At 71.0% G+C, this 25,204-nt stretch carries 21 protein-coding genes, 1 pseudogene and 1 riboswitch; of the genes and pseudogenes, 12 read left to right on the top strand and 10 right to left on the bottom strand.

Annotated features, from left to right (window positions below; translation table 11 throughout):
* Positions 1 to 25 precede the first annotated feature (25 nt).
* The 4 genes from B082_RS0120300 to B082_RS0120285 form a co-directional block, all read right to left on the bottom strand.
* On the bottom strand, positions 26 to 970 hold the full coding sequence (locus B082_RS0120300) for a 1-phosphofructokinase family hexose kinase (protein ID WP_018553651.1): 945 nt from the start codon (positions 968 to 970) through the stop codon (positions 26 to 28).
* Positions 971 to 1,162: 192 nt separating this feature from the next.
* Positions 1,163 to 2,323: an N-acetylglucosamine-6-phosphate deacetylase gene (nagA, locus tag B082_RS0120295; RefSeq protein WP_018553650.1), complete on the bottom strand. Its 1,161-nt coding sequence runs from the start codon at positions 2,321 to 2,323 to the stop codon at positions 1,163 to 1,165.
* Positions 2,323 to 3,255 (bottom strand): ROK family protein, encoded by a 933-nt coding sequence (locus B082_RS0120290; protein WP_018553649.1) that lies wholly within the window; start codon positions 3,253 to 3,255, stop codon positions 2,323 to 2,325. The genes nagA and B082_RS0120290 overlap by 1 nt, the downstream gene beginning before the upstream one ends.
* 143 nt (positions 3,256 to 3,398) lie before the next feature.
* Positions 3,399 to 4,307 carry an SIS domain-containing protein gene (locus B082_RS0120285; protein ID WP_018553648.1) on the bottom strand — a complete coding sequence of 303 codons (909 nt, stop codon included), beginning with the start codon at positions 4,305 to 4,307 and terminating at the stop codon, positions 3,399 to 3,401.
* A 325-nt stretch (positions 4,308 to 4,632) separates the two neighbouring features.
* Between B082_RS0120285 and B082_RS0120280 the strand changes: the two genes are divergently transcribed.
* The 3 genes from B082_RS0120280 to otsB all read left to right on the top strand — a co-directional run bounded on the left by B082_RS0120280 (position 4,633) and on the right by otsB (position 7,185).
* Complete coding sequence (locus tag B082_RS0120280; protein ID WP_051094650.1) at positions 4,633 to 5,850, top strand: extracellular solute-binding protein; 1,218 nt, start codon at positions 4,633 to 4,635, stop codon at positions 5,848 to 5,850.
* A 92-nt stretch (positions 5,851 to 5,942) separates the two neighbouring features.
* Positions 5,943 to 6,212, top strand: coding sequence for a DUF3263 domain-containing protein (locus B082_RS0120275; protein ID WP_018553646.1), 270 nt, complete (start codon positions 5,943 to 5,945; stop codon positions 6,210 to 6,212).
* Positions 6,213 to 6,321: 109 nt separating this feature from the next.
* Positions 6,322 to 7,185: a trehalose-phosphatase gene (gene otsB, locus B082_RS0120270; RefSeq protein ID WP_018553645.1), complete on the top strand. Its 864-nt coding sequence runs from the start codon at positions 6,322 to 6,324 to the stop codon at positions 7,183 to 7,185.
* 1 nt (position 7,186) lies between these two features.
* Here the strand turns inward: otsB and B082_RS0120265 are convergent, their stop codons facing one another.
* Together B082_RS0120265 and B082_RS0120260 are read right to left on the bottom strand one after the other, a co-directional pair.
* Positions 7,187 to 8,578 (bottom strand): alpha,alpha-trehalose-phosphate synthase (UDP-forming), encoded by a 1,392-nt coding sequence (locus tag B082_RS0120265; RefSeq protein ID WP_018553644.1) that lies wholly within the window; start codon positions 8,576 to 8,578, stop codon positions 7,187 to 7,189.
* A gap of 64 nt (positions 8,579 to 8,642) precedes the next feature.
* Positions 8,643 to 9,590, bottom strand: a complete 948-nt coding sequence (locus B082_RS0120260) for a glucosyl-3-phosphoglycerate synthase (protein ID WP_018553643.1) — start codon at positions 9,588 to 9,590, stop codon at positions 8,643 to 8,645.
* A gap of 153 nt (positions 9,591 to 9,743) precedes the next feature.
* Positions 9,744 to 9,870, top strand: a riboswitch (SAM riboswitch).
* Between the two features lie 17 nt (positions 9,871 to 9,887).
* Between B082_RS0120260 and thrC the strand changes: the two genes are divergently transcribed.
* The 4 genes from thrC (at position 9,888) to groL (ending at position 14,091) form a co-directional block, all read left to right on the top strand.
* Entirely contained in the window at positions 9,888 to 11,180 is a 1,293-nt protein-coding gene (gene thrC, locus B082_RS0120255; RefSeq protein ID WP_026249991.1) for a threonine synthase, read from the top strand.
* A 43-nt stretch (positions 11,181 to 11,223) separates the two neighbouring features.
* Complete coding sequence (locus B082_RS0120250; protein ID WP_018553641.1) at positions 11,224 to 11,502, top strand: MoaD/ThiS family protein; 279 nt, start codon at positions 11,224 to 11,226, stop codon at positions 11,500 to 11,502.
* A gap of 439 nt (positions 11,503 to 11,941) precedes the next feature.
* Entirely contained in the window at positions 11,942 to 12,148 is a 207-nt protein-coding gene (locus B082_RS0120245; protein WP_003967346.1) for a cold-shock protein, read from the top strand.
* Positions 12,149 to 12,465: 317 nt separating this feature from the next.
* On the top strand, positions 12,466 to 14,091 hold the full coding sequence (gene groL, locus B082_RS0120240; RefSeq protein ID WP_018553640.1) for a chaperonin GroEL: 1,626 nt from the start codon (positions 12,466 to 12,468) through the stop codon (positions 14,089 to 14,091).
* Between the two features lie 104 nt (positions 14,092 to 14,195).
* Here groL and B082_RS0120235 read toward each other — a convergent pair whose 3' ends face one another.
* From B082_RS0120235 to B082_RS0120225, 3 genes are all read right to left on the bottom strand, one after another.
* Positions 14,196 to 15,494 carry an alpha/beta hydrolase family protein gene (locus B082_RS0120235; RefSeq protein ID WP_018553639.1) on the bottom strand — a complete coding sequence of 433 codons (1,299 nt, stop codon included), beginning with the start codon at positions 15,492 to 15,494 and terminating at the stop codon, positions 14,196 to 14,198.
* A gap of 151 nt (positions 15,495 to 15,645) precedes the next feature.
* Positions 15,646 to 16,422 (bottom strand): hypothetical protein, encoded by a 777-nt coding sequence (locus B082_RS0120230; RefSeq protein ID WP_018553638.1) that lies wholly within the window; start codon positions 16,420 to 16,422, stop codon positions 15,646 to 15,648.
* A 263-nt stretch (positions 16,423 to 16,685) separates the two neighbouring features.
* Entirely contained in the window at positions 16,686 to 17,402 is a 717-nt protein-coding gene (locus B082_RS0120225) for a TetR/AcrR family transcriptional regulator (protein WP_018553637.1), read from the bottom strand.
* Between the two features lie 111 nt (positions 17,403 to 17,513).
* Here B082_RS0120225 and B082_RS0120220 point away from each other — a divergent pair, with 111 nt between their 5' ends.
* The 5 genes from B082_RS0120220 (at position 17,514) to B082_RS0120200 (ending at position 24,753) form a co-directional block, all read left to right on the top strand.
* Positions 17,514 to 19,178, top strand: a complete 1,665-nt coding sequence (locus B082_RS0120220) for a CocE/NonD family hydrolase (protein ID WP_026249990.1) — start codon at positions 17,514 to 17,516, stop codon at positions 19,176 to 19,178.
* A gap of 200 nt (positions 19,179 to 19,378) precedes the next feature.
* Positions 19,379 to 21,421: a glycosyl hydrolase family 28-related protein gene (locus B082_RS0120215; protein WP_420707690.1), complete on the top strand. Its 2,043-nt coding sequence runs from the start codon at positions 19,379 to 19,381 to the stop codon at positions 21,419 to 21,421.
* A 131-nt stretch (positions 21,422 to 21,552) separates the two neighbouring features.
* Positions 21,553 to 22,185, top strand: a complete 633-nt coding sequence (locus B082_RS0120210) for a maltokinase N-terminal cap-like domain-containing protein (RefSeq protein WP_018553634.1) — start codon at positions 21,553 to 21,555, stop codon at positions 22,183 to 22,185.
* Positions 22,186 to 22,338: 153 nt separating this feature from the next.
* On the top strand, positions 22,339 to 24,015 hold the full coding sequence (locus B082_RS0120205) for an Eco57I restriction-modification methylase domain-containing protein (RefSeq protein ID WP_018553633.1): 1,677 nt from the start codon (positions 22,339 to 22,341) through the stop codon (positions 24,013 to 24,015).
* A gap of 12 nt (positions 24,016 to 24,027) precedes the next feature.
* Positions 24,028 to 24,753 (top strand): PaeR7I family type II restriction endonuclease, encoded by a 726-nt coding sequence (locus B082_RS0120200; RefSeq protein ID WP_018553632.1) that lies wholly within the window; start codon positions 24,028 to 24,030, stop codon positions 24,751 to 24,753.
* Positions 24,754 to 24,788: 35 nt separating this feature from the next.
* Here B082_RS0120200 and B082_RS39950 read toward each other — a convergent pair.
* Positions 24,789 to 25,204, bottom strand: a pseudogene (locus B082_RS39950) (hypothetical protein); the annotation flags it as partial.

The following is a 25,204-nucleotide window of genomic DNA, read 5'->3' as shown; positions in this document are numbered from 1 at the left end:
CCCGGTGCGGTGCGGGGGCGCGGCGTCAGGCCGTGCCCGCTGCGTGTTCCTCGATGGCGACGCGCGGCAGCAGCTCCTCGTACGCCGCGCGGTCGAAGTCGCCCGCGGTGGGGGCCAGCACGGTCGCCGTCGACAGTGCCACCGCCCGTCGCAGCCGGTCCGGCCAGCTCAGGGACTCCACGAGGCCGGACAGCAGCCCGGCCACCGCGGAGTCGCCCGCTCCGGTCGGGTTGCCCTTGACGGGGGCGGGCGGCGAGGCCCGCCAGACGCCGTCCGGGGTGACCGCCAGCATGCCGTCCGGACCCAGCGAGGCGATGACTCCGTGGGCGCCGCGGCGGCGGGCGTCACGGGTGGCGCGCAGGGGCTCGCGGGAGCCGGTGAGCTGGGCGAGCTCGTCGGCGTTCGGCTTGATCAGGTCGGGGCGGGCGGCGATGCCCCGGCGCAGTGGTTCGCCGCTGGTGTCCAGGAGGACGGGGACGCCGGCGGTGCGGGCGAGCCGGACGAGTTCGGCGTAGGCGCCGACGTGGATGCCGGGCGGCAGGCTGCCGCACAGGGCGACGGCGTCGGCGGTGTCCAGCAGCCGGGTGTACGTGCCGAGGAAGGCGGTCCACTCCTCGGCGGTGACGTGCGGTCCGGGTTCGTTGAACTGGGTGGTGTCGCCGGTGGTGCCGTCCACGACCGCGAGGGTGCGGCGGGTGTCGCCGAAGACGGGGACGAGCGCGTCGGTGAGGGTGGCGCCCTGCTGGGGGAGCGCGGCGAGCAGGTCGCGCAGAACCGTTCCGGTGGCGCCTCCGGCGAAGCCGGTGACGACGGTGTCGTGGCCGAGGGAGGTGAGGACGCGGGCGACGTTGAGGCCCTTGCCGCCGGGGCGCTCGGAGAGGTCGGTGACGCGGTGGCTGGAGTGCGGTACGAGGGCGGGGACGCCGTAGGTCAGGTCGAGTGCCGTGTTCAGCGTGACCGTGAGGATCACCTCGGCCGCCCCTTCGCTCCGTGCTGAGCGCTGATTCCTTGCCGGAACGCGCTTTCTGTGCTGGTTTCCCGGGTGATCATGCCAAAGAGGGAGGCGGTCGGCCCAGGCCTCCGGGCCAACCGCCGTCTCTTCGTTACGTACTCGGCTCACGTGGAGTGGCGTACTCGGCTCACGCGGAGTCGCGTACTCGGCTCACGCGGGAACGGCTTCGGGCCGGATGATCCACTCGCCCTTGCGCATGACGCCCCGGAGGCGGAAGTCCTCGTCCAGGACGACAAGGTCGGCGTCCTTGCCGGGCTCCAGCGAGCCGACCTTGTCGTACACGCCGAGGAGCCGGGCGGGGTTGGCGGAGATGGACTGCACCACGTCATCGACCGGGATGCGGTCGATGGTCACGGCCCGGTGGAAGGCGGTGTCCAGGGTGAGGGTGGAGCCGGCGATGGAGTTGCCCTCGACGAGCCGGGCGACGCCGTTCTCGACGTTCACGGCGAGCGGGCCGAGCTGGTAGCGGCCGTCGCCGAAGCCGGCCGCGTCCATGGCGTCGGTGATCAGGGCGACGCGGTGGGCGCCCGCGTGGTGGTAGGCGAGCTGGAGCGCGGCGGGGTGCAGGTGCGTGCCGTCGTTGATCAGCTCGACGGTGATCCGCTCGTCCTCCAGGAGGGCGGCGATCGGGCCGGGCACGCGGTGGCCGAGGCCGGGCATCGCGTTGTAGAGGTGCGTGGCGACGGTGGCGCCGGCGTCGATGGCCTCGACGGTCTGCTCGTACGTGGCGTCGGTGTGGCCGATGGCCGCGATGACGCCGTGCTCGGCGAGCAGCCGTACGGACTCGATGCCGCCGGGCAGTTCGGTGGCGAGCGTGAACATCTTCGCGGTGCCGCGTGCGGCGTCCATCAGCTTGCGGACCTCGGCCGGGTCCGGGTCGCGAAGCAGGTCCTCGCTGTGGGCGCCCTTGCGGCAGGGGGAGATGAAGGGGCCCTCGAAGTGGATTCCGGCGAGGTCGCCCTGCTCGACCAGTTCGGAGAGGATTCCGGCGCGTTCGGCGAGGAAGTCCATCTCGCCGGTGACGGTGGAGGCGACCAGGGTGGTGGTGCCGTGCTCGCGGTGGGTGCGGACGCCGGTGAGGACGTCCTCGACGGTGCCGGAGGTGAAGGAGCCGCCACCGCCGCCGTGGTTGTGCATGTCCACGAAGCCGGGGACGATCCAGTGGCCGGAGAGGTCCAGGGTGCGGGCGTCCTCGTTCCGGCTGCCGGAGATCCGGGTGCCTTCTACGATCACCCGCCCGTCCTCGACGGTTCCGGTGGGCAGTACCACCCGGGCCCCTGCGAGAACGGTGCTGTCTGCGCGTCCGGCCATCAGGCGGATACCTCCGTGGAGAGAAGATCCCAGGCGAGCAGCCCTGCGCCCAGGCATCCGGCGGTGTCCCCGAGGGCCGCCGGGACGATGTGGGGCAGCTTCTGGAACGTGACGCGTTCCTCGACGGCCGCACGGAGTGGTGTGAACAAGGTTTCCCCGGCCTCGGCGAGACCGCCACCGATGATGATCGTGCGCGGGTCCAGCAGGGTGAGCGCGGTGACGAGGCCGGCGGCGAGCGCGTCGACGGCGTCGCGCCAGACGGCGGCGGCCTTCGGGTCGCCCGACTCGACGGCCTTGGCGCAGTCGGCGGCGTCCGCCTCCGGGTCGCCGGAAGCCGCCGCCCAGGCGCGGCTGACGGCGGATGCGGAGGCCAGGGTCTCCAGGCAGCCGCGCTGGCCGCAGCCGCAGTCCGGGCCGTCCGGCCGGACCACGATGTGGCCGATCTCGCCCGCGTAGCCGTGGGCGCCCTCCTCGATCGCGTCCCCGATGCCGATGGCTCCGGCGATGCCGGTGCCGAGCGGGACGAACAGGAAGCGGTCCGCGCCCCTGCCGGCGCCGATCCGGCCCTCGGCGAGCCCTCCGGTGCGCACGTCGTGGCCGAGCGCCACCGGCACCCCGCCGAGCCGGTCGCCGAGCAGCCGGCGCATGGGTACGTCGCGCCAGCCGAGGTTGGTGGCGTAGACGGCGATCCCGTTCTCGGCGTCGACGATGCCGGGGACGGCGACGCCCGCGGCCAGGGCGCTCTGCCCGAAGTGCTTCTCGCCGTGCGCGCGCAGGTCGGCGGCGAAGGTGAGGATCGACTCCACGACGGCGTCGGGGCCGCGCTCTCTGCCCGTCGCGCGCCGTGCCTCGTGGAGCAGGGCGCCGTCGGCCCCGACCAGTGCGGCCTTCATTCCGGTGCCGCCCACATCGAGGGCGATGACGTGTTTCACGGGAAACAGTTTCGCCCGACGGACCCCAAAAGGTCTAGTCCACTATCCCTGTTTGTTGCGCATCCATACAAAATCCCCGGTACCGGTTACGGGGATCGGCCCGGATTGTCGAGAACGGCCCCCGGTCCGGCCGGGGGCCCGGTTCACCCCGGCAGGATGACGCTGCGCGACAGATTGCGCGGATGGTCCGGGTCGTACCCCTTCGCCTCGGCCAGCACCACCGCGAGCCGCTGTGCCCGGATCAGGTCGGCCATCGGGTCCGCCGAGCGGTGGGCGACCAGCGTCCCGCCGACCGCGGCCACCTCGCCCGCCAGACCCTCGGGCAGGGCGCCGAAGACCCAGGCCACCCGGTTCGGCCCGGTGATCGAGATGGGGCCGTGGCGGTACTCCATCGCCGGGTACGACTCGGTCCAGGCACCCGCCGCCTCGCGCATCTTCAGCCCGGCCTCCTGGGCCAGGCCGTACGTCCAGCCGCGCCCCAGGAACGTCCACTGCTCGGCCGCGACCACGGCCTCGTCCGGCGGCTCGGTCACCGCCAGCTCCGCGTCCACGGCCGCCTCGGTGACCGTCTTCACGCCCGCCGGGAGCGGCCCCGCCGCCTCCAGGCCCGCCCGCAGGAAGGCGAGCGCGGTGGTGGCGAACCGGGTCTGGACCACCGATTCCTCGTCGGCCCAGTCCAGCACGGCCACCGCGTCGGCCGCCTCCATGACGGGCGTCTTCGGGTCGGCGGTCAGTGCGACGGTGGCCGTCCTCCCGCGCAGCTCGCCCAGGAGTGCCAGCACCTCGCTCGTCGTACCGGACCGGGTGATCGCGACCACCCGGTCGTACGGCCGCCCGACGGGGAACTCCGACGAGGCGTACGCGTCCGTCTCGCCCTGCCCGGCGGCCTCCCGCAGCGCCGCGTAGGCGATGGCCATGAACCAGGAGGTGCCGCACCCGGTGACGGCGACCCGCTCACCGGGCCGCGGCAGTCCGTCGAACTCCGCGCCCGCCTGCGCGGCACGCCGCCAGCAGCTGGGCTGGGTGGCAATTTCAGATGCGGTACGGGACATGCGGGACGGCTCCTTGCGGCTGGGCGGGTGGGGCTGCGGGAGGAACGGCTCGGCGATACCGGCGGCGCCGGAGTTAAAGGTCTGGACCAATAAGGCCCTTACGTCGAGACCTACTTAGCAGCCGCCGCACGTCCCGTGCAATGCTGCTGCGTTGTGGAGGCGATGGCTCCGTGGTGTAGACCTTTGCGTCGATGGCGGAGAAAATCGCAGCCCACCCGAAGGGCCTCGTGCGGATGCGGGGACCGCGGGAGGCGTAAACGACGAGGACGGACAGGCTGTGCAGCGGCGTTACTTGGGACTGACGGCGGCTGTCGCCGCACTGGGGATGACGGTCACGCTGGCGGGCTGCGGAGGCAGCGGCGGCTCGGGCGACGTCACGCTGAAGCTGGTCGCCGCCGACTACGGCACGAGCGACGCGAACAAGTCCGACAAGTACTGGGACGGAGTCGCCCGCAGCTTCGAGGCGTCCCACCCCGGCATCAAGGTCGACGTCACCGTCTACCCCTGGACGGACGTGGACCGCAAGGTCGCCGAGATGGTGAAGGCGGGCGATGCGCCCGACATCGCGCAGATCGGCGCCTACGCGGACTACGCCAAGGCCGGGAAGCTCTACTCCGCCGACCAGATGCTCAGCATCCCCGTCCAGGCGAACTTCCTGCCCAAGCTCGCCGACGCCGGCCGCGTCGACCGCATCCAGTACGGGCTGCCCTTCGTCGCCAGCACCCGGCTGCTCTTCTACAACAAGAAGCTGTTCGGCCAGGCCGGCCTCCCGGCCCCGCAGACCTGGAGCGACATCGCCGGTGACGCCGCGGCGCTCAAGCAGCGCGGGGTGATGTACCCCTTCGCACTGCCGCTCGGACAGGAGGAGTCCCAGGCCGAGACCCTGATGTGGATGCTCAGCGGCGGCGGCTCCTACACCGACGACGTCGGCTCGTACGACATCGACTCGGAGGAGAACGTCAAGACGTTCACCTGGCTGAAGTCGAACCTCGTCGACAAGGGTCTCGTCGGCCCCGTCGCCCCCGGCAAGCTCAACCGCGCGAAGGCCTTCGAGGCGTTCACCAAGGGGCAGGTCGGCATGCTCAACGGCCACCCCACGCTGATGGAGGAGGCCGAGCGCAAGGGCATCGACGTCGGCATGGTCCCGCTGCCCGGCGAGACGGGCCCCACGGAGGGCTCGATGGGCGTCGCCGACTGGATCATGGGGTTCAAGGAGAACGGCCACCGGGCCGAGATCGGCAAGTTCTTCGACTTCATGTTCAGCGACAAGAACGTGATCGAGTTCGCCGACACGTACGACATGCTGCCGGTCACGGACAGCGCGTCGGCGTCGATGGAGGACAACCCCGACTTCAAGGCGTTGCACCAGTTCCTCACCACGCTGCCGGAGGCGGAGTTCTACCCCTTCGGCAAGACGTCCTGGGCGCAGGCCAGCGAGTCGATCAAGGAGAACATCGGCAAGGCGGTGGAGCCGGGAGCGAACCCGGAGACCGTGCTCGCGAAGATAGCGCGCGAAGCGACCGCGGCCGAGGCGGCGGAGTAGCCGGAGCGCCCGCGCGGCGGCGGCCCCCGTTTCGTGGGAGCGGCGGTGGCTCCCCGTTTCGTGGGGAGAGTCCGCGCCATATATTGGCTGATATGACCGCCCTCCCCCCGAACGGCCCCACCGGCCCCGATGAGCCCGCCCCCCTGTCCGACCGCGACCGCGCGGTCCTGGCGGTGGAGCGGCAGTCGTGGGCGGGTCCGGGCGCCAAGGAACGGGCGATCCGGGAAGGGCTGGGGATCTCTCCCACCCGCTACTACCAGCTCCTGAACGCGCTGCTCGACGACCGACGGGCGCTGGAGGAGGACCCGGTGACGGTCAACCGCCTACGCCGCGTGCGGGAGGCCCGCCGGGGCCGGCGGTAGGGCCGGGGGAAACCAAGCCCCTCCGGCGATTGAGGAGCGGGGGTACGGGGGCAGCGCCCCCGAAGGCGTTGGGCCCGCATCCGGCGCGCCGCGCCGCTACGCTCGGCGCATGGGCAGCCATCCGCACACTCCCACCCCGACCACCCCCGCCGGCCGGGACGGCCTCGCCGCCATCCTCGCCCGCCCGGCCGAGGCCCTGATCGCGCTCGACTTCGACGGAACGCTCGCCGACATCGTCCCGGACCCGGACCAGGCCCGCGCCCACCCCGGGGCCGTCGAGGCGCTGGCCGAACTCGCCCCGCAGGTGGCGTCGGTCGCCGTGATCACGGGCCGGCCCGCCGACGTCGCGGTGCGGTACAGCGGCTTCGCCGGGGTCGCCGGCCTGGACCACCTCGTCGTCCTCGGCCACTACGGCGCCGAGCGCTGGGACGCCGCGACCGGAACCGTACAGACCCCCGACCCGCCCCCCGGGGTCGCCGCCGCACGGGCCGAACTCCCCGGCGTACTGGACCGGTTCGACTCCTGGGAGGGCGTCTGGACGGAGGACAAGGGCCGGGCGCTCGCCGTGCACACCCGCCGCGCGGCCGACCCGCAGGGCGCGTTCGACGCGCTGCGCGGCCCCCTCGGCGAGCTGGCCGCCCGCCACGGGCTGATCGTCGAACCGGGCCGCATGGTCCTGGAGCTGCGCCCGCCCGGCATGGACAAGGGCGTGGCCCTCACCGAGTACGTGCGCGAGACCGGCGCCCGTTCCGTGCTCTACGCGGGCGACGACCTGGGCGACCTCGCCGCGTACGCCGCCGTGGAGAAGCTGCGCACCGACGAGGCCGACCCGGTCCCGGGGCTCCTGCTCTGCAGCGGCAGCGGCGAAGTGCCCGAACTGGCCGACCGCGCCGATCTGCTGGTCCCGGGGCCGGAGGGTGTTGTGGCGTTCCTGCGAGCGCTCGCGGACCGGCTGGCGGACCGCACCGGCTGACCTACCCCCGCCGCAGCGCCTCCAGCTGGTCCAGGAACCACTGCTGCGGCGGCAGCGCGGTGGCCGCTTCGGCCAGGCGCTGCGAGCGGGCGGCGCGGACGTCGTCCGGCAGCGTCAGCGCCTCGTGGAGCGCTTCGGCGGTGGCGGAGACGTCGTACGGGTTCACCGTGATCGCGTGCTCGCCCAGCTCCTCGTAGGCGCCGGCCTCCCGGGACAGGACCAGGGCGCAGCCCTCGTCGGAGACGACCGGGACCTCCTTGGCGACCAGGTTCATGCCGTCCCGGATCGGGTTGACGAGGGCCACGTCGGCCAGGCGGTACGCGGCGAGGGAGCGGGCGAAGTCGTCCTTGACGTGGAGGACGACCGGCGTCCAGTCCGCCGTGCCGTACGTTTTGTTGATGCCGTCGGCGACGCGCTGGACCTCGGCGGTGTAGGCGCGGTAGACGGCGAGGTCCTGGCGCGAGGGGTAGGCGAACGCGACGTGCACGACGCGCTCGCGCCACTCGGGGTGTTCGTCCAGGAGGGCGCGGTAGGCGTGCAGGCCGCGCACGATGTTCTTGGACAGCTCCGTGCGGTCGACCCGGACGACGGTCCTGCGGCCGGGGCCCACCTGCTCGCGCAGGGCGGCCATCCGTTCGTCCACGTCCGCCTCGTGGGCGCGGCGGCGCAGGAAGGCGGCGTCGGCGCCGAGCCCGTGCACCCCGATCCTGGTCCGGCCGGTGCCGCCCAGGATCTCCGTGCAGCAGCCGATGAAGGCGTCCGCCCAGCGGCGGGTCAGGAAGGCGGCCCGGTCGGCGCCCAGGATGCCGCGCAGCAGCTGTTCGGCGATGTCGTCGGGGAGCAGCCGGAAGTAGTCGACGGGCGCCCACGGGGTGTGCGAGAAGTGGCCGATGCGCAGGTCGGGGCGCAGTTCGCGGAGCATGCCGGGGACCAGGGACAGGTGGTAGTCCTGCACCAGGACGGCAGCGCCCCGGCCCGCCTCCTCGGCGAGCGCTTCGGCGAAGGACCGGTTGTACGCCTCGAAGGAGGCCCACTGCCTGCGGAACTCGGCGTCGAAGACGGGCTCGACGGGGGTCTGGTAGAGCATGTGGTGGACGAACCACAGCACCGAGTTCGCGATGCCGTTGTACGCGTCGGCGTGCGTGCCGGCGTCGATGTCGAGCATCCGGACGCCCGGCTCGCCGACCCCGCGGCGCACCGCCTCGCGGTCGCCGTCGCCGAGGGCGGCGCAGACCCACATCTTGTCGTCGACGGCGCTCAGGCCGGAGACGAGCCCGCCCCCGCCCCGTTTCGCTTCGAGTGAGCCGTCCTCGCGCACCGCGTACGACACGGGGCCGCGGTTGGACGCGACGAGGACCTGGGCAGCGGGCTGGGGGGCGTGCTCGGAGACCATGGCCGGAATCTAGCCCGATCCACAACCGCCCAAACGTACGAAGTCGGACGGGGACGGGGTGTGATCAGGCCGCGCGGCGGGCCGCGTACTCCTCGATCTCCCGCATCGGCGGCCTCTCCTGCGTGTCGACCGGGTGGGTGCGCGGGACGAATCCGCGCGGTCCGCGCTCGAACTGGGTGAGCGAGGGGCGGACCAGATGGCCGCGGGAGAGCCGCACCTGCGCGGTGCGGTAGATGGCGGCCGCCATCCGGCCGAGCGCCTGGCCGTCCTGGTGGCGGTGGACGCGGACGCCGACGTCGACCTGGGCGAGGGCGTCCAGGCCGACGGTGTGCAGGGCGTCGACGAGCAGGCCCAGCTCCACCCCGTAACCGACCGGGAACGGCAGCCGCTCCAGGAGCGAGCGGCGTACGGCGTACTCGCCGCCCAGCGGCTGGACGAAGCCGGCCAGCAGCGGCCAGTGCAGATTGAGCAGCGGCCGGGCCACCAGCTCGGTGACGCGGCCGCCCTGGCCCGCCACCTCGCCGAGCGGCCGGTCGTACATGGCCTTGACGAACTGCACATCGGGTTCGGTCAGCAGCGGGCCGACGATGCCGGAGACGAAGTCCGCGGAGAAGTCCTTCAGGTCCGCGTCGATGAAGCACAGGATGTCGCCGCTGGTCACCAGGAGCGAGCGCCACAGCACCTCGCCCTTGCCGGGGACGGCCGGGAGGCGGGGCAGGATCGCGTCGCGGTGGACCACCCGGGCCCCGGCGCGGCGGGCGACCTCGGCGGTGGCGTCCGTGGAGCCGGAGTCGATCACCACGAGCTCGTCGACCAGCCGGACCTTCTCCATGAGCTCGCGCCGGATGGTGGCGACGATGTCCCCGACGGTCTCGGCTTCGTTGAGAGCGGGTAGAACGACGCTCACGCCCGGACCGTGCGTACCCTTCACGACGGCCTGCGCACTCGCCTGCGGGCGGTCGGCCGCCGACCAGGAACGCCTGGCCAGCCAGCGTTCGACCTCTTCGAGCACGGTCGATACTCCCTGTATGTGATCCATCTCGCGGTTCGGACGACTATCTCAACAGTCCGATGCTTCGGTTACAGTCTTGAACAACGCGTACGACCGTCGCATGCCGGGGTCCGTACGCCGACAAACGCCTGGATCCATGGTCCAGTGCCACAGCGCTCATCCAGAGGGACAGAGGGAACGGCCCGTTGAAGTCCCGGCAACCCTCCTGCCGACCGCGAGGTTCGGTGGGGAAGGTGCCAATTCCGTCTTGTGGCGAAACGCGTCACAAGGAAGATGAGGAGAAAGGGCCTCGCCATCATGGCTGTTGAGACTGTCGCAGCACACACCGAATCCACTGTGGACCTGGGTCCCGCCGCGGCGCTTTCCTGCCGCGAGTGCGGCGAGCGGTTCGCACTCGGCCCGATCTTCGCCTGCGCGTCCTGTTTCGGGCCGCTCGAAGTGGCGTACGACCTGCCGAGCGGCTCCCCCGAAGAGCTGAAGAAGCGCATCGAGGCCGGACCCAACAACATCTGGCGCTATGCGCCGCTGCTGCCGGTCCCCTCCGACGTCGCCGACAAGCCCAACATCAACCCCGGCTTCACCAAGCTGGTCAAGGCCGACAACCTCGCCCGCGAGCTGGGTGTGACCGGCGGCCTGTACGTCAAGGACGACTCCGGCAACCCGACGCACTCCTTCAAGGACCGCGTCGTCGCGATCGCCGTCGAGGCCGCCCGCGCCTTCGGCTTCACCACCCTGTCCTGCTCCTCCACCGGCAACCTCGCCGGAGCGGTCGGCGCCGCCGCCGCCCGCGCGGGGCTGCGGTCCTGCGTGTTCATCCCGCACGACCTGGAGCAGGGCAAGGTCGTCATGGCCGCGGTGTACGGCGGTGAGCTGGTCGGCATCGAGGGCAACTACGACGACGTCAACCGGTTCTGCTCGGAGCTCATCGGCGACCCGCTCGGCGAGGGCTGGGGCTTCGTCAACGTCAACCTCCGCCCGTACTACGGCGAGGGCTCCAAGACCCTGGCGTACGAGATCTGCGAGCAGCTCGGCTGGCGGCTGCCCGACCAGATCGTCATCCCGATCGCGTCCGGCTCTCAGCTGACGAAGATCGACAAGGGGCTGCGCGAGCTGATCAAGCTCGGTCTGGTCGAGGACAAGCCGTACAAGATCTTCGGCGCCCAGGCGGAGGGCTGCTCCCCGGTCTCCGCCGCCTTCAAGGCCGGCCACGACGTGGTCCGCCCGCAGAAGCCGAACACGATCGCCAAGTCCCTGGCGATCGGCAACCCGGCCGACGGCCCGTACGTCCTGGACATCGCCCGCCGCACCGGCGGCGCCGTCGAGGACGTCAACGACGAGCAGGTCGTCGACGCGATCAAGCTGCTGGCCCGCACCGAGGGCATCTTCGCCGAGACGGCGGGCGGGGTGACGGTCGGCGTGACGAAGAAGCTGATCGAGGCCGGTCTGCTCGACCCGTCGCTCACCACCGTCGTCCTGAACACCGGGGACGGCCTCAAGACGCTGGACGCGGTCGCCGCCACCTCGCAGGCCACCGCGACGATCCGCCCGAGCCTGGACGCCTTCCGCGCGGCCGGACTCGCCACCAGCTGAGCAGCCTCCGACCCACTCCAGTCTCCAGGAAGGGCACCCGAACATGAGCGTCAAGGTCCGCATCCCCACCATCCTCCGCACCTACACGGGCGGCCAGGCCGAGGTCCCGGCCGAGGGCGCGACCCTCTCCGAGGTCATCGCCTCGCTGGAGAAGGACCACCCGGGCATCGCCGCCCGCGTGCTGGACGACCAGGGCAAGCTGCGCCGCTTCGTGAACGTGTACGTCAACGACGACGACGTCCGGTTCGAGGGCGGCCTGGACGCGGTGACCCCGGACGGCGCCGGTATCTCGATCATTCCCGCGGTCGCCGGCGGCTGCTGACGCCGGGGGCCTTTCAAGATCGGCCCCGACTCCGACGCATTAACGGAATTGCCCCCTCCGCACGAGAAGCGGAGGGGGCAATTCTGCATGGTTGAGCGGGGTAGAGTGTGGGAAGTCCCCTTCGCTGCCCGTGCCACTCGCATATGAGAATGCGCCGCGCCACGACTAGAAGCAGCCAAAGTGCCTGGCCCCCTTGCGCCATAAGTCGCCTTTGCCGGGCCCGACTTGCCCCGCAATCTCGTGAGTTCCCCGTATTCGGGCGATCGGTGCCGCGCAGAATTGTCGTCCGATTGACCTGTTGCAGAGGGCAGTTGGACAGATACATTCAGCCGCGGTCGGCGCGCTCCAGCGCACACACTCTCTCCTGTCGGAGGGTGGGTTCTGACCCGGGTCCGCGAAGTGTGGGCCTGTGCAAGGGCCAGTAATAGGGGAGTTAGGCATGGCTCAGGGCACCGTCAAGTGGTTCAACGCGGAGAAGGGGTACGGCTTCATCGCGGTCGACGGTGGTGCGGATGTTTTCGTCCACTACAGCGCGATCCAGATGGACGGGTACCGCACCCTCGAAGAGGGTCAGCGAGTTGAATTCGAGATCTCGCAGGGCCAGAAGGGGCCGCAGGCGGACATGGTCAAGCTCGCCGTCGGCTGAGCCCGGCACGGCCACGACACAGTCGGCCACGACACCAGGCACGCGCGAAGGGTCCGTACCGAGAGGTACGGACCCTTCGCGCGTCCGGCCTGTCCGTCCCCGGACCTGTCCACATGCCGACGGGTGACGCTTGCACTCTCGGGGGTCGAGTGCTAATCATTGGCTTAGCACTCTCCAGGTGAGAGTGACAGAATTTGGACCGGGCCGGTGAGGCCCGCACGCGTGGTGGGGCAAGGAACCGCCAGGCACGCAGGCCGTCCGTCGCGGGCGCCACTCGGTCCGGAGCAATCCACCCCTGTCCGGGAGGACCACTTCACATGGCCAAGATCATCGCGTTCGACGAGGAGGCCCGGCGCGGTCTTGAGCGCGGCATGAACCAGCTCGCCGACGCCGTCAAGGTCACCCTCGGCCCCAAGGGCCGCAACGTCGTCCTTGAGAAGAAGTGGGGCGCCCCCACGATCACCAACGATGGTGTTTCCATCGCCAAGGAGATCGAGCTGGAGGACCCGTACGAGAAGATCGGTGCGGAGCTGGTCAAGGAGGTCGCCAAGAAGACGGACGACGTCGCCGGCGACGGTACGACCACCGCCACCGTTCTCGCCCAGGCGCTCGTCCGCGAGGGTCTGCGCAACGTGGCCGCGGGTGCGAACCCGATGGCTCTCAAGCGGGGCATCGAGAAGGCCGTCGAGGCCGTCTCCGCCGCCCTCCTGGAGCAGGCCAAGGACGTGGAGACCAAGGAGCAGATCGCTTCGACCGCCTCCATCTCCGCCGCCGACACCCAGATCGGCGAGCTCATCGCCGAGGCCATGGACAAGGTCGGCAAGGAAGGCGTCATCACCGTCGAGGAGTCCCAGACCTTCGGTCTGGAGCTGGAGCTCACCGAGGGTATGCGCTTCGACAAGGGCTACATCTCGGCGTACTTCGCCACCGACATGGAGCGCATGGAGTCGTCCCTCGACGACCCGTACATCCTGATCGTGAACTCGAAGGTCAGCAACGTGAAGGACCTCCTTCCGCTGCTGGAGAAGGTCATGCAGTCCGGCAAGCCGCTGCTGATCATCGCCGAGGACGTCGAGGGCGAGGCCCTGTCGACCCTGGTCGTCAACAAGATCCGCGGCACCTTCAAGTCCGTCGCCGTCAAGGCCCCGGGCTTCGGCGACCGCCGCAAGGCCATGCTCGGCGACATCGCCATCCTCACCGGTGGCACGGTCATCTCCGAGGAGGTCGGCCTCAAGCTGGAGAACGCCGGGCTCGACCTGCTCGGCCGCGCCCGCAAGGTCGTCATCACCAAGGACGAGACGACGATCGTCGACGGTGCCGGTGACAGCGACCAGGTCCAGGGCCGCGTCAACCAGATCCGTGCCGAGATCGAGAACTCCGACTCGGACTACGACCGCGAGAAGCTCCAGGAGCGCCTGGCGAAGCTGGCCGGCGGCGTGGCCGTCATCAAGGCCGGTGCCGCGACCGAGGTCGAGCTCAAGGAGCGCAAGCACCGCATCGAGGACGCGGTGCGCAACGCCAAGGCCGCCGTCGAGGAGGGCATCGTCGCCGGTGGTGGCGTGGCTCTGCTCCAGGCCTCGGCCGTCTTCGAGAAGCTGGAGCTCTCGGGTGACGAGGCGACCGGTGCCAACGCCGTGAAGCTCGCCCTTGAGGCCCCGCTGAAGCAGATCGCCGTCAACGGTGGTCTCGAAGGTGGCGTCGTCGTGGAGAAGGTGCGCAACCTGGCCGTCGGCCACGGTCTGAACGCCGCGACCGGCGAGTACGTCGACATGATCGCCGAGGGCATCCTCGACCCGGCGAAGGTCACGCGCTCCGCCCTCCAGAACGCCGCGTCGATCGCCGCGCTGTTCCTCACCACCGAGGCCGTCATCGCCGACAAGCCGGAGAAGGCCGCTCCGGCGGGCGCCCCGGGCGGCATGCCGGGCGGTGACATGGACTTCTGATCCTGACGGATCGGCAGTTCCTGTTCAGCTGAACGGCACCGGCCCCCGGGGAGAGATCCCCGGGGGCCGGTGCCGTCTGCCCGTCCTCACACGCCCCGCGTCCGTCACCGGGTGAAGACCATCTCCGGGAACCGGTCGGACGGGCCGTCCAGCAGCCCGTCGTCGTGGCCGCGCAGCCGGCGGTCGAAGAACGACGTCACATACGCCCGGCTCGCAGCCGCCGCCCGGTCCGGCCGTACCGTCCCGACGGCCTCCGCCAGTCCACCGGCCGGCTCCGCGCCTTGGCGGGCCAGCTGCGGCAGCAGCAACTGCGCGTCCGTGTATGAGGCGTGGCGTGATCCGGTCAGCGTGACGTTCGCCTTCCAGCCGCGGGTGTTGCGCCAGAACGCAGCCCAGGACGGCTGCTTCCGGTAGTCGCCCGAGCCCTCGCCGTCCGTGCCCATGAGCAGCAGCGGCCGGTCGAGACCGTCCCGCGCCACCGTGCTCAGCAGGCTGCCGTCCGGCTCCCCGCCGACGTAGTCCATCTGCCCGTCCATGTTGACGCCGGCCAGGACGCGCGGGTCGTCGTGCATCGTCTGGGCCGCGGTGAAGCCGCCCGCGGAGTGGCCGAACATCCCGGTCCGGCCCGGATCGAGTACGTCTCCGAACAGCGTCCGGTTCAGCCCCGGCAGCCGGTCGAGCACGAACCGGGTGTCGGCGACCCGTACGGCCACGACCTTGCGCAGCAGGGCGCTGACCGCTTCCGGGTCGGTGGGCGGGGCGCCGTCGAAGATCCGCATGGTGGCGAGACGGCCGCCGGGGAACTCCACCTCGGTGGCCTCATAGGTGTGGTCTACGGTGACGACCGCGTACCCGTGGCTGGCGAGGTCGTCCACCAGTGCCGTGTTCCAGGTGCGGGGGTCGCCGAGCCCGGCGGAGTACAGGACGACGGGCAGCCGCCCGGCGCGCGGGTCCACGGGCGCGTCCCGGCGGGCATGGCCGGCCGTGGCCGCCCAGTCGGCCGACCCGGGGGCCATGCCCAGGTTCATCGCGGCGGCCCCCTCCGGGCCCCCGAAGTGGGCCGCCGCCGCGGCGGTCATGTGGGGCACCCGGCGCCCGGCCCGGCCGGGGGCGGCGGGGTAGTGGACGCTGATCATGAGCTCCCGGTACGGCGACGCGTCCGGCGCCCACGGCTCGGGCCGGGTGCGGTCGACGAGCCGGAGGGCGGTGCACCCGACGTCGAACGGGCCGGTGGGGCGCGGCAGCCGGGCGGTGGGCGCGCCCTTCGCGGACGTGGCGCCCGCGCCCCGGCGGCCGGCCGCCGCCGACGGTACGGCGGAGGTGGCCAGCAGGGCGGAGGCGGCGAGCCCGGTGACGAGCACCTGCCGGCGGTCGTGGGTACGCGTGCGCGGGACTGCGGTCACCTGGAACTCCCCGGTTCGGGCGGCATCGCACACGACGGCGTGTGCGGCGGACGGCCCTCACGATGCCCGCCCGGTGCCGGAGGGCGCGTGATACCGGGGTGCTCATCGTGCCGGGCGGGTCCTGGCACCTGGGTATGACATGCGGGGCCGCTCAGGGGAGCTGTCGGCCCGTCCGGTGCCGTATCCAGACGTTCGGCTCGACGTAGACCGCCACGTCGTGCGCGAGTTCGCACCGTACCGGGGCGAGGGCGCCCGGTACCTCGGTGTCGCCGTCGCGGTCGAAGGGCAGGCCCGTCCACTCCCGCCACTGCGTGAGCGAACCGGTGACCGTCATCGACGCCGGGGCGACCTTCTCGATCGTGCCGCCGACCCTGACGTGCGCCCTCAGCCATGGGTCCTCCGGCAGCCCGTCGTCGCGCCGGCGGCCGATGTACGCGGCCATCGGGAGGTGCGGGTGCAGATGCTTGGCCGTGGGGCGGACCGGAGCGAACAGTGCGTCATGTCCCTGCTGGGCGGCGGCGTTCCGCAGCGCCTCCAGCATCCGGTACGAGAGGCCGCGTCCGAGGTATTCCCGGTCCACGACGATCTCCAGCGCGCTCGCCGCCGACACCGCCCGTCCGCCCCAGCGGTCCTGGAACGCCCAGCTCAGCACCCGGTCCCAGCCCTGGTCGGGCGTCGTCTCGCGACCCTCGGCCGTGGCGTCGAAGGGCACGGCGAGCCCGCGCGCCACCACCCGGCCGGCGTCGGTCGCCACCACGCAGTACGCGGGAAACTCATCCGGCACCCGGCCCACCAGAGCGTTGCCGACCAGGTCGTGCGGGACGAAGGGCGGCCAGGTGTTGTCGATCTCGTAGATCCGGGTGACCAGGGCGGGCCGTTCGGAGAGCGGGGTGATCAGGATGGCGTCGTCGTGTGCGGTGGGGTCCATGATCCGGACTGTTCCACAGGCGTCGGGCGGGGCGCGAGGGCGTTTTCCGTGCGGCCGGAGGGTGGGGTCCGAGGTGGTTCGGCCCGCCTGTTCCGTGTGCGGCCGGAGGGCGGGTGGCGGGGGTTTCCTGTCCGGCCGCCGGGCCGGATGGGGGTTTCCTGTCCGGCCGCCGGGCCGGACGGGGGTTTCCCGCCTGGCCGCCGGGCCGGAAGGGGGCTCGTCCGGCCCGGCGGGCCGGGGCCGGGGCGGTTTGCGGCGCCCGGTCAGCCCGCGTCGAGGCCGTCGACGAGGCGGCTCAGGAAGCGTTCGAACGTGGCGTCGGGGGTGCTGGGCCGTCCGGCCGACGCGAGGGCGCGGGCCAGCTCCGGGTGGTGGCCGTCGGCGGCGACCTCGGCGAGGTAGAGCGCCTCGGCGGCGGCGCGGCCGGGCGTCTGCTCCGCTCTGGCCCGGCTCACCTCGTACGCCGTGTGGCCCGCCACGAACGCGGTGAGCTGGGCGAAGACCTCCAGCCGGGCGGCCCCGTCGAGCCCGCTGGGGCGCAGGGCGGTCAGGGCGTGTTCGAGGAAGGCGAGGGTGTGGGGGCCGAGGGTGCGGCGTTCCTGTACGGCGGCGGGCAGCCAGGGGTGGCGGAGCATGTGGGCGCGCTGGAGGCGGCCGATGGTCTTGAGGTCGGTGCGCCAGTCGCCGGTGAGCGGGTCGCTGGTGGGCAGCTCGCCGGAGACGCGGTCGATCATCAGGTCGAGCAGCGTCTCCTTGTCGGGGGCGTAGCTGTACAGCGACATGACGCCCGCGCCCACCTCGGCGGCGACCCGGCGCATGGTGACCGCGTCGAGCCCCTCGGCGTCCGCGACGGCGACCGCCGCCGCCGTGATCGCCTCGCGGCTGAAGGCGGGCCTGCGCCCCCGGCGGGGCCGGTCCGGCGCCGGCCACAGTTCGCGCGGGTCGACGCCGCCCGCGCCGGGCCCGTCGGTGCGGGTCACGGTCCCATCCCCTCTCACCTGGGTTGCTCCACCGTCTCATCCAAGCATCCACTATTCTCGTACTGTGTACGAGAATGCTCGCCCGAGCATGATGCCCGAGGGAGGCGCACGATGACACGACCCACGCCCGAAGCCCGCCCGAGGCCCGTCCGGAAGCCGCCGCTCGCCTCCCGGCTGATGCGGTCCACCTGGCGCGGCCTGCCGGCCGCCCGCCACGCGGTGGGGTTCGAGCGGGGTCTGACCGTCCCCGCCGCCGACGGCAGCCCGCTGGTCACGGACCACTACTTCCCGCGCGCCGAGGGCGACTTCCCCACCCTCCTGGTGCGCTCGCCCTACGGACGGGGCGTGCCGTGGTCCCCGCAGTACGGGATGCTCTTCGCCGAACAGGGCTTCCACGTCGTCCTCCAGAGCTGCCGGGGCACCGGCGGCTCGGGCGGCGACTTCCACCTCTGGCGCAACGAGGCCCCCGACGGCCGGGCCACCGTCGACTGGCTGCGCGAACAGCCCTGGTTCGACGGGAACCTGGGCACGGTCGGCCCCAGCTACCTCGGCTACGTCCAGTGGGCTCTGGCCCTCGAACCGCCGCCGGAGCTGAAGGCCATGGTGGTCCAGGTGGGGCTGCACGACCCGTACGCCCTCTTCCACACCGACGGCGTCCTCCACCTGGAGACCGCGCTCGCCGTGGGCTCGGGCATGACGTACCAGCACCGGGGCATGGGCCCGTTCCTCCGGGCGACCCTGCGCCTCCAGCGCCGGATGCGCTCCGTCGTCACCGCGCGCCCGTTGCGCGGGGCGTACGCGGACGCGCTCGGCGGCGAAGTGCCGTGGCTGGACGGGGTGATGGACCATCCCGACCCCGACGACCCGCACTGGGGCGGCGCGTCCCTCGCCGGCGCGGCGGACCGGGCGGCCGTCCCCACCGCGCTGATCACCGGATGGCACGACGTCCTCGCGGGCCAGACCTTCGAGCAGTACGGCCGGCTGCGCCGGGCGGGCGCCGACGCCACGCTGCTCGTCGGCCCGTGGACCCACACCTCGGCGCTCCAGAAGGGCTGGTCCGAGGTGTTCGCCGAATCCCTCGCCTGGCTCCGCGCCCACCTGTGCGCCGACCCCTCCGGCCTGCGCCCCACCCCCGTACGCGTACACCTGGGCGGTACGGAGCAGGTCGTACGGGACCTCGAGGCGTGGCCACCGGCCGGGGCGGCCACCGCCTCGTGGTTCCCGGCCCCCGGCGGCCACCTCACCGCCGAGCCGCCCACGGACGCGGCGCCCCTGGCGTCCTTCCGCCACGACCCGGCCGACCCGACGCCTTCCGTGGGCGGCCCCCTCCTCTCCCGTACCGCCGGAGCGCGCGACAACGGCACGCTTGAGGCCCGCGAGGACGTCCTGACGTTCACCGGGCCGGTCCTCACCGAACCCCTCACCGTCCTCGGCCCGGTCTCCGCCCGGATCAGCGCGTCCACGGACACCGGCCACGGGGACGTGTTCACCCGGCTGTGCGACGTGGACCCCGAGGGGCGCTCCACGAACGTCTGCGACGGCCTCGCCCAGCTGCGCACCACGGGCCCGGACCCGGTCCGCGTGACCGTCCCGATGGGCCACACCGCCCACCGCTTCGGCGTCGGCCACCGCGTCCGCTGGCAGATCAGCGGCGGCGCCCACCCGCGCTTCGCGCCCAACCCGGGCACGGGTGCGTCCCGGACCGACGCCACGGAGTACGTACCGGTACGCGTCACGGTCCACGTGGACTCGGAGCTGATGCTTCCGGCGGAGTGAGATCGTCCTGCCTTGCGCGAGGTTACGCAAAAAAATGACGAACCAGCGCACTACTACGCCAGGAAGTTGAAAACCAATCGCAGGAGTCTTGTGAACGGGGAGCTGGGCGCCCTACTGTCACCTCACTCATGACGGCGGCGACTCCCCCACGCGCGCACGGCCGTTGACCCCCCGAGAGAAACGGGCACGCGATGTCACGGATGACCACCGACGCTTCGGTGAGGGCGCGAAGACCGCGCAGGACAGGGCTGTACGCGACCGCCGTCGCCTCGGTGACCGCGGCGGCCGTGGGGCTCGGGGTGCTGGCCGGTACGCCCGCGCTCGCCGGCCCGCGCAGCGCCGCCCCGGTCGTCACCCGGGCCGCGCTCGATCCGGCGCTGGTCGCGGGGAAGGGCGCCAAGGTGGCCTTCGCCGAGCAGGAGGCCGAGAACGCGGTGACCAACGGCACGGTCATCGGCCCCGACCGCGACGCGTACACGCTGCCCTCGGAGGCGTCGGGCCGTAAGGCGGTGAGCCTGGCGCCGGGGCAGCACGTCGAGTTCACGCTGCCCGCCCCGGCCAACGCGATCACCGTGCGCTACAGCATCCCGGACGCGCCGGGCGGCGGCGGGATCACCGCCCCGCTGGACGTCGCGGTGAACGGTACGAAGCGCTCCACCATGACGCTGACCTCGCAGTACTCCTGGCTGTACAACCAGTACCCGTTCTCCAACGACCCCGGCGCCGGGCTCCTCCACCCGGGCTGGTGGATCACCGAGTGCTCCTGCGTGCCCGCCGAGACGACCCCCGCCCCGGTCATCGACAAGCCGTACCGGCCCAGCCACTTCTACGACGAGCAGCGCCTCCTGCTCGGCCGGACCTACCGCGCGGGCGACACCGTACGGCTGACCGTGCCGGCCGGCAGCCGGGCCGGGTCGACGGTCATCGACCTGCTCGACTCGGAGCAGGTCGGCCTCCCGCACGTGGAGCTGCTCGCCGCCAACGTATGGGCGTTCGGGGCCGATCCGACCGGCCGGCGGGACGCGGCGGACGCGATCGACAAGGCCATCGCGTTCGCCCGGCGCACGCACCTGAAGGTGTACATCCCGCCGGGGACGTACCGGGTCGACCGTCACATCGTCGTGGACGACGTCACCATCGTCGGCGCGGGCAACTGGTACACGAAGATCAAGGGCCGCGAGGTCGCGCTCGACAAGCCCGCCGCCGACGGCTCGGTGCACACGGGCGTCGGCTTCTACGGGAAGTCCGCGGCCGAGGGCGGCAGCCGCAACGTCCACCTGTCCGGCTTCGCCATCGAGGGCGACGTACGCGAACGCGTCGACACCGACCAGGTCAACGCCATCGGCGGCGCGATGAGCGACTCCACCATCAAGGGCCTGCACATCAGCCACACCAAGGTCGGCATGTGGTTCGACGGCCCGATGAAGAACCTGCGGATCTCCGACACCATCATCGTCGACCAGATCGCCGACGCCATCAACTTCCACACGGGCGTGACCGATTCGAGCGTCACGGACACCTTCGTACGCAACTCCGGCGACGACGGCCTCGCGATGTGGGCCGAGAAGACGACGAACGCCCGCAACACCTTCTCCCACAACACCGTCCAGACCCCGGTCCTGGCCAACGGCATCGCGATCTACGGCGGCACCGACACCACCGTCTCGGACAACCTCGTCGCCGACCCGGTCCGCGAGGGCAGCGCCCTGCACATCGGCGCCCGCTTCGGCGCCGAACCCTTCGCCGGGAAGCTGGACGTCACGGGCAACACGACGGTCCGCGCCGGTACGTACGAACTCAACTGGAACATCGGCCTCGGCGCGCTGTGGGTCTTCGCCCTGGACCGCAGCATCGACGGAGCCGACATCCGGGTCACCGGCAACGACTTCCTCGACAGCACCTACAACGCGGTCATGCTGGTCTCGGACTGGGCGGTGAAGGACCAGTACGTCATCGAGAACATCCACTTCAAGGACATCCGGGTGGACGGCACCGGCACCTCGGTGCTGAGCGCCCGCGCGGCGGGCGGCGCGACCTTCGAGAACGTGGACGCGCGCAACGTCGGCGCGGTGGGCGTCAACAACTGCGGCTCGTTCAACTTCCCCGCCACCGGTTCGGAGTTCACCCTCACGGACCTGGGCGGCAACGACGGCGACTGGCTCGCCCCCTGGCTGCTGCCCAACACGATCACCTGCGACGACCGCCCGGAGGTGGTACCGCCTCCGGCACCGGGCGCGTGGTGACCGTTTCCTGACGGCCCGGAGACCGAGAGGGCGGCTGGTTGCATACGCTCGACACAGCGCGCGGGTCCGGCGACGGCCCCGCGCACCAGGCAAACCAGCCGCCCACTCGACGCACGGGAGAGACCTCCGGTATGGCCGTCATCCACCGCACCACTCTGTCGCCGACCAAGCTCGAACTGCTCACCCCCTGGCTCCCGACCCGCCCCTGGTACGCGGGCCACACGCACCCGGTCCTGTCGAGGTCGGGCGGCTTCCGGCTGGACGACCCCCAGGGCGAGGTGGGCATGGAACTCATGGTCGCCACCGACACCTCGGGCGCCGAGCCGGTGGCGTACTTCGTGCCCCTCACCTACCGGGGCGCACCGCTCGACGGCGCGGAGGACGCGTTGGTCGGCACCACGGAGCACGGCGTACTGGGGAAGCGCTGGGTGTACGACGGCTGCCACGACCCGGTCCTGGCCGAGCAGCTCTTCGCCCTCCTCGCCGGCCGCGCGGAGCCCCAGGCCCAGAGCGAGACCGACACTCCGGACCCGACGATCACCCACTCCCGCACCCTCCCGAACGCCTTGTCCGGCCCCTTCGCGACCACCGACGACGACGAGGGCACGGACATCGCCGCCAAGGGCGCGACCCTCCACCTGAACCGGGTCCTGCGCCCCGCCGACGCCCTGCCGGAGAACGCGACGGGCCACGTCTCGGGGCCCTGGCGCACGCCGGAGGACACGGAGGTACGGGGAGTGTTCGCGGTGGTGCGGGGGGCGTAGGGGCGGGCCTGCCCCGGGAGGCCTGCCCTCTTTGGGCACAGCGAGTGTTCATCCGTGTCGGCGCGGGCGGCGATCCTCTGATTCTGTTATTGAATCACTACTCTCTGTGGATGAGGATCGGGCTTCGAGGAGGTTCGGCGGTACTGTCCTTGCGTGGCAACTATCGCGTTGTTCGATACGGAAGACCTATCCATTCCCGAGTCTCTGAAAAAGGCCGTGGAACACGGTGAGGTGTTCACGCGCGCCTGGGTTGTCGGGCTCGTTTTGGACCTTCTCGGCTATACGCCGGACAAGGACCTCTGCGGTCTGCGGCTCGTGGAGCCGGCATGCGGCGGCGGTGCGTTCCTGACCGTCGTCGCGTCCCGGATCAGTACGTCATGTCTCGCGCACCAGCGCCCCGTCACCGACGCGGTCGATGCTGTCCGCGCCTTCGACCTGTTGGGCCGCAACGTGGAGCAGAGCCGGGCGCTGATAGTGGAAACGTTGCGGAAAGACGGATGGGATCCGGAGGACGCGAGGGAGGTTGCCGCAGCGTGGGTGAGGCAGGGTGACTACCTACTGCAGTCGGGCGACGAGCGTCGTGCCGACTATGTCGTCGGTAACCCTCCGTATATACGGCTCGAAGACGTTCCCGGCGACCGGATGGCCGCTTACCGCCGGGCTTGTTTCACGATGGGGGGCCGGGCCGACATCTATGTCGGTTTCTACGAGGTGGCTCTGCGCAGCCTGAACCGAGGCGGCCGACTGGGGTTCATCTGCGCGGACCGCTGGATGCGAAACCAGTACGGCCGTCGGTTGAGGCAACTGGTGACCAAGGACTTCAGCATGGACCTCGCGCTGGTGATGCATGATGTCGACGCTTTCGATGATCAGGTTGCCGCCTACCCTGCCATTACTCTCATCTCGAACGACGTCCAGGGCGCAGCCGTTGCCGCCGACACGAATCGGTCCTTCGGTGCGGAACAGGCAAAGGACTTCGTTGACTGGTACCTCGGGGCTGAGTCGCCGACGGTTGCCACGGACTCGTATCAGGCCGCTCGCATGCCCCACTGGTTCCCGGAGGAGGATTCCTGGCCTACGGGCTCGCCCGCGAGGCTCGCGGTCCTTGAGGACCTTACGGAGCGTTTCCGGCCTTTGGAGAACACCGCGACTGGAACGAGGGTCGGCATCGGCGTCGCCACAGGGGCCGACAGGATTTTCCTCACCAAGGACAAGGACCTGGTCGAGGAAGGGCGTTTGCTCCCCATGGCTATGGTCCGCGACACCACCAGTGGAAGGATCGATTGGGATGGGACCTATCTGGTCAACCCTTGGGCGGCGAGCGGTGATCTGGTCGATCTGAATGCGTTTCCGCGTCTCGCTGCCTACTTCGAGAAGCACAGTGAGGCGCTGCGCAAGCGCTACGTGGCGGAAAGGCAGCCGCAGCGCTGGTACAAGACCATTGACAAGGTCGACCACCAGCTCACCCGGCGTCAGAAACTGCTGTTTCCGGACATGAAGCTCAGGATTCATCCGGTTCTCGATGAGGGTGGCCTGTACCCTCACCACAACCTGTATTTCATCGTCTCGGACGTCTGGGACATGCGCGTGCTCGGTGGCTTGTTGCTGTCCAAGGTCGCGGAGGCATTCGTGGAGGCGTACGCGGTCAGGATGCGAGGCGGCACTCTCCGCTTCCAGGCGCAGTACCTTCGCAAGATCCGTGTCCCGGACCCGTCGGCGATCGGCGAGGACGACCGGGTCGCTCTCGCCGAAGCCTTCGACAAGCGAGACACGGATGCTGCGACCGAGGCCGCTTTGCGCGTCTACGGACTCACCGAGCTGCCTGACTAGGAGGAACGGATCTTGTCGGTCACCCGCCAAGACTTCGAGGACGCTGTCGCAGCGTACTGGGGCGCGAAAGAACTCCAGGGTGAGCAGTCGGCGATCAAGGCTGCCGTGGGAGCGGGTACGGCTGGCTCTGTACGTGGCGGCAAGCATTTCGACTCCATCACCATTCTGCTGTCGAAGTTCTTCCTCGATGCCGGGTACCCGCCGGAGAGCATCCGTGTCACCAGGTCACAGGGGCTCGAACTGCCCGGCTATTTCCGGCCGCAGAAGCAGTGGGACTTGGTCGTTGTCCATAGGGACACCCTCGTGGCGGCCTTCGAGATGAAGGCCCTCGGCGGCCCGTCGTTCGGCAACAACTACAACAACCGGGTTGAGGAAGCGCTTGGCAGTGCCGTTGACCTACGGCATGCGAATTTGGCTGGGCTGTACCCGGGAGAGGATCCTTGGCTCGGCTATTTCTTCATCATGCAGGACGAGGAGGGCTCCTGTAGGCCGGTCAGGCCGGCCATGGGCGCATTGCCTGTGGACGACATCTGGCATGGCATGTCCTACCAGGAGCGCTTCGGTGTCTTCTGCCAGCGCCTCATGTCCGAGCGCCTCTACGACGCCGCCTGCTACATCACCTCTTCGGCCTTTGATCCGTGGCCGCGAGAGCCTGTCGACAAGCTCGACTGGCGCCACTTCTCCGCGGCCATAAACGCGCGACTCTCTTACCTCAAGGACCTCGGCTTCCCCGGGTAGCTGCGGGCAGAGGCTCCTTGCGTCTGCCTGGTGCGTCAGTGCTTGGGGCGGTCTGATTTGGGGATGAGGCCCGCTCGTACGGCTCGGGCTTGGGCNCGGACCTTTTGGGCGGGGAGGGTGGGTTCCTGGTGGGTGGGTTTGCCCCGGCAGGGGCCGCACTTCCCGCCCGGTAGGGCTTCGGGGGTGCCGGGGGCTCGGCATTCGCTGCATTCCAGGGAGCGCAGGACGGTGTGTGGTTCGCGGGCGGGNGGNAGTTTGGTCTGGAGGCGTGTGGCGACGAGGGCGGCCGGGTGGTGGATGCGGTCGGGGAGGCCTGCGGTGAGGGCGTGGATGATCTCGGCTTCGGTGGCGCCTCGGGTCAGCCATTCCGTCATCTGGGGTTCCAGGGTTACGCAGTCCCGTTGGGAGAGTGAGAGGGCGGGGGCGGTGCGGCCGAGGGCGGCGAGCAGGA

This window comes from Streptomyces sp. ATexAB-D23, assembly GCF_000373645.1.
GTDB lineage: Bacteria > Actinomycetota > Actinomycetes > Streptomycetales > Streptomycetaceae > Streptomyces > Streptomyces castrisilvae.
This window is presented reverse-complemented; position numbering and strand designations above follow the sequence as displayed.

Excerpts from the sequence above, each read along its gene's own strand:
- nagA (WP_018553650.1), bottom strand. The coding sequence starts at position 2,323 with ATGGCCGGACGCGCAGACAGCACCGTTCTCGCAGGGGCCCGGGTGGTA.
- B082_RS0120285 (WP_018553648.1), bottom strand. The coding sequence starts at position 4,307 with ATGTCCCGTACCGCATCTGAAATTGCCACCCAGCCCAGCTGCTGGCGG.
- B082_RS0120280 (WP_051094650.1), top strand. The coding sequence starts at position 4,633 with ATGACGGTCACGCTGGCGGGCTGCGGAGGCAGCGGCGGCTCGGGCGAC.
- B082_RS0120275 (WP_018553646.1), top strand. The coding sequence starts at position 5,943 with ATGACCGCCCTCCCCCCGAACGGCCCCACCGGCCCCGATGAGCCCGCC.
- otsB (WP_018553645.1), top strand. The coding sequence starts at position 6,322 with ATGGGCAGCCATCCGCACACTCCCACCCCGACCACCCCCGCCGGCCGG.
- B082_RS0120265 (WP_018553644.1), bottom strand. The coding sequence starts at position 8,578 with ATGGTCTCCGAGCACGCCCCCCAGCCCGCTGCCCAGGTCCTCGTCGCG.
- thrC (WP_026249991.1), top strand. The coding sequence starts at position 9,888 with ATGGCTGTTGAGACTGTCGCAGCACACACCGAATCCACTGTGGACCTG.
- B082_RS0120250 (WP_018553641.1), top strand. The coding sequence starts at position 11,224 with ATGAGCGTCAAGGTCCGCATCCCCACCATCCTCCGCACCTACACGGGC.
- B082_RS0120245 (WP_003967346.1), top strand. The coding sequence starts at position 11,942 with ATGGCTCAGGGCACCGTCAAGTGGTTCAACGCGGAGAAGGGGTACGGC.
- groL (WP_018553640.1), top strand. The coding sequence starts at position 12,466 with ATGGCCAAGATCATCGCGTTCGACGAGGAGGCCCGGCGCGGTCTTGAG.
- B082_RS0120230 (WP_018553638.1), bottom strand. The coding sequence starts at position 16,422 with ATGGACCCCACCGCACACGACGACGCCATCCTGATCACCCCGCTCTCC.
- B082_RS0120220 (WP_026249990.1), top strand. The coding sequence starts at position 17,514 with ATGACACGACCCACGCCCGAAGCCCGCCCGAGGCCCGTCCGGAAGCCG.
- B082_RS0120215 (WP_420707690.1), top strand. The coding sequence starts at position 19,379 with ATGACCACCGACGCTTCGGTGAGGGCGCGAAGACCGCGCAGGACAGGG.
- B082_RS0120210 (WP_018553634.1), top strand. The coding sequence starts at position 21,553 with ATGGCCGTCATCCACCGCACCACTCTGTCGCCGACCAAGCTCGAACTG.